The sequence below is a fragment of the Bradyrhizobium sp. 23 genome (genome assembly GCF_023073295.1).
GTDB classification, from domain to species: Bacteria; Pseudomonadota; Alphaproteobacteria; order Rhizobiales; family Xanthobacteraceae; genus Bradyrhizobium; species Bradyrhizobium canariense_D.
Window position 1 is genome coordinate 24384 of record NZ_JADPJF010000041.1, and the last position, 10429, is coordinate 34812.

The following is a 10429-nucleotide window of genomic DNA, read 5'->3' on the forward strand; positions in this document are numbered from 1 at the left end:
ACCCGGGCGCTGATCCTGCTCCTGACGAGATCGAGCCCGCCCTGAAACAGGTAAAGCACCGTGGCCAGAACTATCAAGGCGATCAGCGTCGGTATGCTGCGTCCGGGCAGCACCCGATCATAGACTTGCAGCATGAAAAACGAGCCGGTGAGCATGAGCAGATTGCTCATCCCGCTGAAGGCCGCGAGTGCCCAGAAAATCCGGCGGCAAGACCGCAGGAAAGCCGACAACTCCGACTGCGACTCGTCGTAGTGATCCACCGGCCGAGGTCGACCGGCGAATATCCGTTGCCGCAACGCTTCGATCAGGCCCTTGGCCCGGTCGATCAGTTGCGGCGTCCGCAGTTCGGCCTCTTCCGCCCACTGCCGTCCGGCCGTCCAGAGTCCTGATATGTGCAGAAGTGGAATTCGATAGAGATTCGCGGGCGGGGGGAATCCCCCCCGCCGTCCAAAGTCAATCATGGTAGCCGCCCTTGAGCCATGCCTTGTCGGAAGATCCCCCAAGAGATCCCCAAGGCAGTTGTTGAGTACTACTCGGTGTGGAAGTCCGTACCTTACGCGAAGTGGAAGTCGTTGCTGGTCAACGCGCCGAGCTTGGCGTTCTTCAGTGTGAGCGTATCGCTCCCCGTCGCGATCACGACCTCGGTGCCCGACTGGGTCGCGTGGGAGAGGACGCTCGCAAAACTGTCGAACACGCTTTTGCTGAACTCGATCGTGTCGTGCGCAGGACCGCGCGCAACGAACCCCTTGATGACGTCGTTGCCGAAGCCCGCGCCAAACACGAAGGTGTCGGCCTGGCTGCTGCCAACGAAGGTGTCATCGCCCGACGTGCTCTTCAGGGTCGTGTTGCCAGCCGAGGCGACGAACGTACTGCCCGCAGCAGCAACGGTGCTACTGGTTGCAGTGGACGACGTAGCTACGGTGGACGTACCGATCTGCCCGTCAGTGTTCAGATCCTGATGGAAGCTGGTCTCGAGCGACTTGAGGCCGGAGTCCGTACCCGACACGGAGCCGCCCGACGTGGAGCCCGTCAGGGAGCTGACATGGGAGACGTAGTTGCCGTTGTTGTCGGTGTTCCACGCCGTGTACTGACCGGTGCTCGCTTCCTTCCAGACGACCTGATAGCCCGTCGCCGTCTTCTCCGCAGCAATCGGTGCCCAGCTGCCATCTGACCCGCTGACGAAATCGGCACCGCTATCCTTCAGCGAGGGGCCCGTTCCGGTGCTGCCATTGAGGTAGAACTTTCCGCCACTCTCAACGAGACTTGTCACACCAGCCGCCTCGACCACCTTGCCAGTGGTCTGCGCTGGCGACGTCGGTGCGGTGGCAGTGGAAGTACCGATCTGCCCGTCACCGTTCAGATCCTGATGGAAGCTGGTCTCGAGCGACTTGAGGCCGGAGTCCGTACCCGACACGGAGCCGCCCCACGTTGACCCGGTCAGGGTGTCGACATGGGAAACGTAGTTGCCGTTGTTGTCGGTGTTCCACGCCGTGTACTGACCGGTGCTGGCCTCCTTCCACGCAACCTCATAGCCAGTCGCGGTCTTCTCCGCACCAATTGGTGCCCAGGTGCCATCCGACCCCTTCACAAACGCCACGCCGTTATACTTCAGCGTGGGGCCCGATCCGGTGATGCCGTTGAGGTCAAATTTGCCGCTGCTCTCAACGAGAGTTGTCGAGCCAGCCGACTCGACGACCGTACCGGCAGTCGGCGGCGTGGGCGCGGTCGGTGACGTCGGGGCCGAGTTGGTGATGCTCGCCGCGAACGCGGTGGACGCCGTGCCGGTATTGCCTGCCGCGTCCGTTGCCTTGGCGGTGAGGCTGTGCGAACCGGCTGCTAGGGCAGCGCTGGTGTAGCCCCAAGCGCCACTGCTGTCGGCCGTGACGGACCCGATCTGGATCGTGCCGTCGAATACCTTGACGACGCTGGTCGCTTCCGCCGAGCCGGACAACACCACCTGATTGGCACTGTTCACCGTATGGCTCGCCATGGTCGGCGCAGTCGGCGCTTTGGTGTCGACGGTGATTGCCAACGCAGACGACGACGCGCTGGTCTGACCCGATGTGTTGGTCGCCGTTGCGGTCAGCGTATGCTTGGCGTCAGTTAGGACCTTCGTGATGTAGTCCCAATTGCCGCTCGAGTCCGCAGTGGCCGAACCGATCTGGGTCGTACCATCGTAGAACTTGACCGTGCTGCCTGCAGCAGCGGACCCCTTCAACTCGATGGTGTTGTCGCTGGTGATCTTGTCACCAGCGGTGCCGCTATCGGTCGAGAACGACGCGATGACGGGAGCGGATGGTGCGGCTGGCGCAGTCCCGCCCGTGTTGGTACCGCTGTTCGCCGATGTGTTGAGCGTGGAGGCCAGAGCGACTCCGTCATTCACATTCCCACTTATGACGGGAACATGACCAAGTTCGGTCCTCAGATCCATGTCACCCCAATAACCACCCCCGACGTGATTGTTCGTATAGGAGACATTCGTGACCGAGCCGCCGCCGGGCTGGCCGTTGGCCACCTCATTGAGGTAAGCAGTGTAGCCACCGCCAACCAGTAGATTGTTGTCGATTTTGACGTTATCGATAGGCCCCCAATAATTGTCGAGCATGATCACCCCTGTCTGGGTGTGCTCGTTGATGACCGTGTTGTGACTGATGGTCAGATTAGAAAAGCCGCCATCGGCTTGGATCCCATCGAAATGCGAATCGGAAGTGCCCTGCATATCGTGGATGTAGTTATTCTGAATAGCGGTATTATCGCCTGAGACGCCGATACCATCAGCACACCCATGGATGTTGTTATTCAGGAACGTTCCTTGTCCAGTGATACCCTGGCCACCGGACGCCATCCCGTTGATATCGCAATTCTCGATAACGGCTCCTGTGATGCCGTCCGCGACCCGGACGACCGTCCATCCATCGCCCGATATCTTACAGTCTTTCAAGGTCACGTTCGGCGCATTGATGACCACCATACCAGTGATTTCGAGTCCAGAGATCACCGCCCCCGGTGTGTTGATCGTCATGCCACCTGATGGAGTTAGGGTGACGCCCGCCGACACCCCCGTATTCGTCGCATCAGGCCAAGCAGTAGTAGTTGCCAAGAGACTTCTCCTTCGCAGTTTAAATGTGCAGTGAGTTTCTGGCCGCGATTATTGTCCCCACGCGCGCCATGCGCTGTCTCATGCTCCGTCGGCGAGTACTTTTTTTAGACCAGATGGCGGCGTGACTAGGGTTATTTTTTGGGTGGCCCGCACCACACAGATCGCTTCGATATTTAAAAACGCCAAATAATTCCGCCGCATAGCCGGCAATAGGGTGCGCAGCGCAGGAGTTTACCGCAAGGTCACACTGAAAGTTATTCACGCTTTTTGAAAGTGTGTGGCAACGCCAGCAAGCATCGAGCTACTGAGCTGGATCCGCAGCGCGGCTCGACAATTAAATAAAGTAGACTGCATTAAACACTAACCCACGCCACGACGATGCGCAGCCAAAAGGAGATCGTTTGCATTGCAGGCGATCATCCGCACACAACAACGAGGGCCACGTCACCATAATTCAGCCCCGGCCGACTGAAAGAACGCTCCTCGATACTGGCTAGGGCGGCTCAAATAGGACCCAGCATGACTCGAAACTTACCTCTAAATGTTGGCGAACCAGCCCCGTGGTTCTCCGCATCCACCGGCACACAGCTTCGCAATACCATTGCTTTCGACGAACTTGCCGGTCGCCTCATCGTGCTGTTTTTCTTTGGCACTGCTGCTCGCCCCAGTGTCGCCGAAGCGCTCAGCGCCTTCGAGAAGCATGACGATTTATTTGACGGGAAACGCGCCCTTTTCGTTGGGGTGAGCAATGATCCGGATGACTTCCGTCTGGAGCGAGTCCGCCATGATCGTGCCGGTCAGCTCTTTCTATTTGATTCAACCGGAGCCATTCTGCGACGATATGTTGCGCCAGAAGAACCGACGGCGCTCGCAACAATCGAGCCGGCTGCTTTCATATTAAGTCCGGCACTACAGATTATTGAAATTGTGCGCCTAGCCCAACCGACTGGCTTTGTCGGGCAAATCGTTTCCAAGTTGACAGACCAGCTGGATAGCCCACCAAGTGGCCAAGCCGCACCAGTGCTCATCATACCTCAAGTGTTCGATCCTCTGTTTTGTCGTAAGCTTGTCGACCTTCACGAGGCGAACGGTGGGCGCGAAATCGGAGTGGTAGAAAACGAAGGAAAAATCGTCCGGCGTTTCGATCCCACATTTAGGAAACGCTTGGATCACTACATCGTAGATGAGGATGCACTTCGGCAAGCCAGAGAATCATTGGCGCGGCGACTTCTGCCCCTGGTTTATCGCGCATTCCAATTCTCTGCGACGCGTATCGAGCGATATCTGGTTGCGTGCTACGACGCGACGACTGGGGGACATTTCAAGCCACACCGCGACAATACGGCACCAATGGTCGCTCACCGTCGCTTCGCCGTCACCATCAATTTGAACGAAACTTTCGAAGGCGGTTACCTCAATTTCCCCGAATTCAATTCTCAAACCTATCGCACTCGACCGGGGGACGCGATCGTGTTTTCCTGCTCTCTTTTGCACGAAGTCACACCGGTCACACGTCATCGCCGTTACGCGTTCGTATCTTTTCTCTATGATGAGATCTCTCAACAGATCCGTGAGAAAAACAGCACGTCGTTGGCCAACAGCGACAGCATGGCTCGCCGAGCCCAGCAGGAGGATCACGCCTCAGGCTTTCCCAAATCATAAGCGCCAAACGATGCCTCGATTGCGGCAAATCCTCCTCTTAGCATTCTCGCACTCGTTGCTTGGTTCGATTACTCCCTGAATCGAGGTCACCTTTTTAAGGCTGGTTTTCTCGGCCCCCGAACAGGTCGACCAGTGAATCTGTCAATGTTGCCCGAGATAATCGGCACGTTGCCCAACTCAGTTCTAAGATCAAGAGGGCCCCAATATCCTCCGGCGAGTTGGTTGTTCGTGAACACTACGTTCGTCACCGGCCCACCGCCAGGTTGGCCTTTCGCAACTTCGTTTATGTAGATGGTATATCCGCCGCCGACCAGCAGATTGTTGTCAATCATGACATCGTCGATCGGCCCTGTATAATTATCGATCATGACCGCCGACGTTTGGGTATTCTCGTTGATGATAGTGTTCCGCCGAATGCTCAGATGAGAAAACTTCCCGTCGGCTTGGATCCCATCAAAGTGAGAGTCGGAAGGCCCCGTTATCTGATGGATGTAGTTGCCTTCTATTAGCGTGTTGTCGCCGCGGACATCAATTCCGTCGGCACAACCATGGATATTGTTTCTGAGAAACGTCCCTTGGCCGGCAATGCACTGACCGCCATATCCTCGATTATCAATCTCGCAATTTTGGATGATTGTCCCTGAAATTTCACCCCTAATCACAATGACGTTGTGTCCCGCATGGGTAACCTTGCAATCCTGCAACCTGACGTCCGGAGCCTCGACTACCACCGCACCGGTAATATCGAGACCTTCGATTACAGTACCTGGAGTACTAATCACGAATCCAGAAGAGGCGGCCAGAAACTTGCCGGGAGGAACGCCGGTGGTCGTCGCATCCGGAAAGCCGGTCAAATCAATCGCCTTGTCGCGAAACCTAATTGTCTCTGCGTCAGACGCGGACGAAATAAGAATCTGAAAAATGGCCGAGCAGACCCCTGCGCGGCGCTTAGTGGGTCGGTAGTGCTGAAGCAAATACCACAACTTCCTCACCTTCACGCTCCTAGCCTAAGCCGCTGGCCGCATTTAAGCAAAAGCTGCGGCCGGAACGGCCGCGACATGCTCCAAGATCTGTCGCCTTCGCTTGGCAGCAACTTCATCCCAACCAAATGCGCGCGCGCGTTCCGCGGCTGCCGCGCCCAAGCGCCTTCGACGGTTCGCGTCCTCTGCAAGAGTGCGAATTGCCATTACCCACCCATCACGGTCATAGGCGTTCAGGATGAGCCCTTCCTGACCATCGCGCACAATCCTTCCCATTCCCATTGGAGTCGTGATGGCCGGTAAGCCACATCCGCACGCTTCGTAGGTCACTTGTGGCCCCCCCTCCTCCAGGGAGGCAAAGACGAAGATGTCAGCAGAGCGATAGAGGCCGCCAATGTCGTCGACGTAGTCAAGCACAACAACATCAGGCCTTGCCAGAAGAGCGGCGCACTGCTCCTTTATGGCGGTCTCAAGCACGCCCGCCAGCACGAGTCGTCCACGAACGTTGCTCCGCGCCCAATAATCCAGGAGCAGATGACAGCCCTTCCTGACGCAAATGGAGCCAGCGAATACCGCAGTAATGCCGTCGCACGGCGGCAGGAGTCTGTTGGCCCCGCTAAATCGCTGCGGGTCCCACCCATAACTCGTACTCACCAATTTCGACGCAGGCAGGCCGGTGCGAAGAAGCGATGCCTCGACCATAGCATTTGGACAAAAGATAAAGTCTACAGCATCCAGAGCGGCCTGCTCGGCATCGACGGATTCGTCCGTAATTCCGTGACGAGGAGAGATGCCCAACTGTTCGTACGCCTCATCGAGAATGACTTTGGCTGAACCTCGATGGCAATTAATCATCTCTCGAAAGACTGGTATGTTACGGCGCTTAAGTTCAAGGATAGTGTTCAACGATGCATCTGGCCAGATATACGCAATGCGATCTCCGGATGTTTCCTTGGTCATCTGTTTAAGAAATATACCTTCAATCGTTCTCGATGATCTCGATCGCACCCACTTGTACGGCACATATCGAGCCCATATCGGAAGGACCTGCACAACCTTTGCGGGGGATACAAGATCCATTGCTGCGCGAGGCGAAACGATCGTGACCGCAAAATCAGAATCTGTCATCCCGCGGGCCAGCATTCCGCAAGTATACGCGGGCCCCTTCGGAGTCACCGGCAGAGGCATGAACACACCCACATGCGCACTCATACGACAGCCCCTAGCCGCTTACTTGCTCAGTATGCCATTCCGGCCGGCCCATCTCACCCTTCAATCCAGCAACAAGTCCTTCCACCGCCGCGCGACTGTTGTTTGGTGCTCCCTGCAGCAGGAACCGGAACGCATACATGAGCGAAACTGCAATTCTAAGAGGCACCGACCACGGAAAATGTCGTCGCACAAAGCGAATGCAATTGCGGTGCTGTAGATAGACGGAGAGCACCGGTATGGCCGATGACGTCCTTCCCGATCCCGTCGTCGTACCTCGCTTGTGAACGACGATTGACTCGGCCGCATAACCGAGCCCCAAATGTCTCGCGCGAAGCCCCCAATCCATATCCTCGTAGAACAGGAAAAAGCTTTCATCCATGAGGCCGATCCGCTCGATGCACCAACGGGTCACGTACATCGATGCCCCCGACGGGCTATCCATCGCGTCTTCAACCGCGGCGACGTTGCAGGACACGTCGAGAAGCTCTCCCAAGCCGATGGCAACGTCTCTGGCCGCCAGCCTCCGCCAGGAAAGACCGCCGCGAAATCTCACATGGTCCGCGTCCAAGCTGTCGAGAATAGTGCTGCCCACCATCGCCTTCCGGCCGGACTCCGCCCGTTCGTGTAGCGCCGCCAACGCAGACTCTGTCGGCTGGGTGTCTGGATTCAAGATCCAGATGGCACGCCAGGTGGGTATCGCAGAGAGGAGGCGCAGCCACGCGTTAATCCCGCCTGCGTAGCCCAAATTGTCGAAGGCGCATCCAACCCAGACATTTGACGACCTTGCTCGGAGAGACAGGCGCTGAACGTCCGTAAACCGGCTGATGTCGCCGTCCAGTCCGGTTCCATAGGACTGGCCGCGCCGACAGGGCCCTCCTTCGCTGATCAGGGCGCTTACAAGCTGGAGATAGGCATCACGACCGCCATTCTCGCAAATGAAGATGTCGAAAGCCGGCGAAGTGGTCGCACGTGACAATGCCTGCAGACAGTCAACGACGTCCTCTGCGTTGCGGTAACCGACGATGAGCACCGCCACCTCGCAAACGAGGCTTTCCGCCAGCCCATACGAAGCATCCGTTTCGCCAACCTTCAACCCGGCCATGGGGAACTTCCGTTCGACGATTTAATAAATAATATACTTTTTCCTATCTTTAAATGCCAGATATTGCAATCTCATTTATTTTGTTTAATCTAAAGCCATTGAATGGCCGCCGTAAATTGCGCGTGGGCAAGGTCCTATCGTCATGAGCTTGAAGCCTTTTGCCCGTTTCGCATATGCGAACATCCCCGGCGTTGCCGCCGCTCGATTTGCGTTCAAGGACGCGGCGGCCTCATATTTCGCAAAACCCGAGTACAGGGGCGCGGCCTGGACCTCCAGCGTTGATGGCTTGATCATCGACATCGGGGCCAATCGCGGACAAAGTATCCAGGCGTTCAAGAGGTTCAGGCCGCGAGCGAGCATCGCGGCCTTTGAGCCCGAACCGCTCTCGGCCGCGCGGCTCAAAGTCCGATTCTCCGGAGATCGGTCCGTCTCGATATTCCCCTGCGCTCTGGGAGCCAAGCCGGGCACCATCACGTTCTTCGTCCCCTCATACGGTCGGTGGGCTTGCGACGGCATGGCGGCGACCTCGCGGGAGGCGGCGACCAACTGGCTGAACGACGGCGGCCGCATGTACCGTTTCGATCAGTCCAAGCTGACCGTGGGCGAACACAAAATCGAATGCCGCACGCTCGATTCCTTTGCCATGTCACCCTCCCTGATCAAGGTTCACGCTCAGGGAGCCGAGTTGGAGATACTGCAAGGATCCGAGCACACGCTGAGGCGGCACAAGCCGGCACTGATGTGCGCCTTTGCATCGGACGAGATTTCGGGATTCGTCGCCGACATCGGTTATCGGCCGCACGTCTTCCAGAGCGGGCGTTTCGTGTGGGGACTGGCGCCGCGTTCGGTCACTTTCACTTGGTATTTGACCGAAGAACACAGCGACCGCGTCCAGATCGAAGCGGGGTCACCGGACAAGGCGGTCCTCTCATGAGCATCATTGCTGAAGGCGAGTTCGGCTTGACAAGTACGGCCCTGCCGAGAGCCTCCGAGCGATGCAGCACCTTGCCGGCCTGGCTGCTGCTGATGGGGCTCATCCTGCCGGCGGCGCAAGTCCAGCTTTATCTCGCCGATGCGAAACTCACGGTCGGGCGGATCGGCATCCTGCTCCTCATAATCCCTGCCGCGGCGAGACTGGTCAGGGCCGGCCGTCACATCCTCGTCTCGGACTATCTTGCCTGTGCGGTCGCGGCCTGGATGTTCGCAGCCGCCACCTACACGGGCGGGCCGGGTGCGATCTCATCGACTGGCGCCGAGAGCCTCGAGTTTCTGGGCGGCTACCTTGTGGCGCGCGGATTTTTCTTCGGCCCGGCGGCCATTTACAGCTTCATTAAACCATTCAAGCTTGTGACTGCTTACATAGTCGTGCTGGCGCTTTTCGATAACCTTTCGGGCCGGCTCATCGTTCAAGAAATGTTCTCTGCCGCCTTCGGCAGCTCTGCGACGCTCTCGCCCGACTACAGGCTCTATTGGGTGAGAGCCGCCTCGACGTTCGACCACCCCATTCTGTTGGGCACCTACTGCACCGTCGCTTGCGGCATCTTCCTGTTTTCGGAGCAACGCCCATTGTCGAAGTTGCTTTGGGCGGGACTTTCTGTTTTCGGCTGCCTCTTGTCGCTGTCCTCCGCGCCATTATTGTCGTGCGTCATTGTCATGATGCTCTACCTTTATGACACGGCGCTGAAACAATATTCTGAACGCTGGCGCGCGCTGCAGCTGTGTCTTGTCACGATCGTTCTCGTGATCCTGGCCGTTGCCAATCACCCGCTTGGCTGGATCATCTCGCACCTGACCTTCGATCCGGTGTCGGGATACTTTCGAATGTTGATCTGGGACGCAGCCATACAAAAGATCATGGATTCTCCTTTCACAGGCTACGCATTCGGCCCGCTCAAGCACGACATTCTCGACACCACGGTCGACTCGGTCTGGCTAGTATTCGCGCTTCGGTTCGGACTTCCCATGATCATCCTTCTCGTCTTGACGAATATTGCGAGCGTCCTACCGGCAAAGAGTCGCTTTCAGGGCGTCATGGAAGATCCCAGCGCGCCAGATCTGCGCATCGCGTTCACCGTTGCCGTCGTGATGCTCATGTTCACCGGGCTGACGGTCCACTACTGGAACTACCTCTGGATATTTTGGGGAGTGTGCATCGGCATCAGGGCGTCGCTGCGGGAGTCCTCACTGTATCCGGTTTCCCCCTACCCAACGGTCCGAACGCGCCGTCGGGAGCGAAACGCGGCAAGCAGCATGGCAGCCTGAGAGCCACGGAGCCGACTATAGCATCTTTAGTCGTCCGTGAACAAGGCACTAAGCGATTGAGCAGGAGTCAGTTTTCCGGTTGCGGCGGCATTTGAGATTGCAGGGATTGGG

The 10429-nt window shown here is 57.6% G+C and carries 7 protein-coding genes and 1 pseudogene; 3 read left to right on the plus strand and 5 right to left on the minus strand.

Going from position 1 to position 10429, the window contains the following annotated elements:
- Together IVB32_RS09630 and IVB32_RS09635 are read right to left on the minus strand one after the other, a co-directional pair.
- Positions 1-461, minus strand: a pseudogene (locus IVB32_RS09630) (type I secretion system permease/ATPase); the annotation flags it as partial.
- Between the two features lie 92 nt (positions 462-553).
- Complete coding sequence (locus IVB32_RS09635; RefSeq protein WP_247370085.1) at positions 554-3022, minus strand: Ig-like domain-containing protein; 2469 nt, start codon at positions 3020-3022, stop codon at positions 554-556.
- A 597-nt stretch (positions 3023-3619) separates the two neighbouring features.
- On the opposite strand from IVB32_RS09635, the gene IVB32_RS09640 reads away from it, so the two are divergent.
- Positions 3620-4762 (plus strand): 2OG-Fe(II) oxygenase, encoded by a 1143-nt coding sequence (locus IVB32_RS09640; RefSeq protein ID WP_247370087.1) that lies wholly within the window; start codon positions 3620-3622, stop codon positions 4760-4762.
- Between the two features lie 86 nt (positions 4763-4848).
- On the opposite strand, the gene IVB32_RS09645 is transcribed toward IVB32_RS09640, so the two are convergent.
- From IVB32_RS09645 to IVB32_RS09655, 3 genes are read right to left on the minus strand one after another with little or no spacing between them, the layout of a single operon-like run.
- Positions 4849-5754, minus strand: coding sequence for a right-handed parallel beta-helix repeat-containing protein (locus IVB32_RS09645; protein ID WP_247390930.1), 906 nt, complete (start codon positions 5752-5754; stop codon positions 4849-4851).
- Positions 5755-5787: 33 nt separating this feature from the next.
- Positions 5788-6954, minus strand: a complete 1167-nt coding sequence (locus tag IVB32_RS09650) for a glycosyltransferase family 4 protein (protein WP_247370091.1) — start codon at positions 6952-6954, stop codon at positions 5788-5790.
- Between the two features lie 10 nt (positions 6955-6964).
- The gene (locus tag IVB32_RS09655) at positions 6965-8056 is read right to left on the minus strand and encodes a glycosyltransferase family 2 protein (protein ID WP_247370094.1); all 1092 of its coding nucleotides are present in this window, start codon (positions 8054-8056) and stop codon (positions 6965-6967) included.
- Positions 8057-8342: 286 nt separating this feature from the next.
- On the opposite strand from IVB32_RS09655, the gene IVB32_RS09660 reads away from it, so the two are divergent.
- A complete protein-coding gene (locus IVB32_RS09660) occupies positions 8343-8990 on the plus strand; it encodes an FkbM family methyltransferase (protein WP_247370097.1) in 648 nt (215 codons plus the stop codon).
- Positions 8987-10318, plus strand: a complete 1332-nt coding sequence (locus IVB32_RS09665; RefSeq protein WP_247370099.1) for a hypothetical protein — start codon at positions 8987-8989, stop codon at positions 10316-10318. The genes IVB32_RS09660 and IVB32_RS09665 overlap by 4 nt, the downstream gene beginning before the upstream one ends.
- The last annotated feature ends 111 nt before the right edge of the window (positions 10319-10429 follow it).

Coding starts and splice junctions, on each gene's coding strand:
- IVB32_RS09635 (WP_247370085.1), bottom strand. CDS start 3,022: ATGACGATCAACACACCGGGGGCGGTGATCTCTGGACTCGAAATCACT.
- IVB32_RS09640 (WP_247370087.1), top strand. CDS start 3,620: ATGACTCGAAACTTACCTCTAAATGTTGGCGAACCAGCCCCGTGGTTC.
- IVB32_RS09650 (WP_247370091.1), bottom strand. CDS start 6,954: ATGAGTGCGCATGTGGGTGTGTTCATGCCTCTGCCGGTGACTCCGAAG.
- IVB32_RS09655 (WP_247370094.1), bottom strand. CDS start 8,056: ATGGCCGGGTTGAAGGTTGGCGAAACGGATGCTTCGTATGGGCTGGCG.
- IVB32_RS09665 (WP_247370099.1), top strand. CDS start 8,987: ATGAGCATCATTGCTGAAGGCGAGTTCGGCTTGACAAGTACGGCCCTG.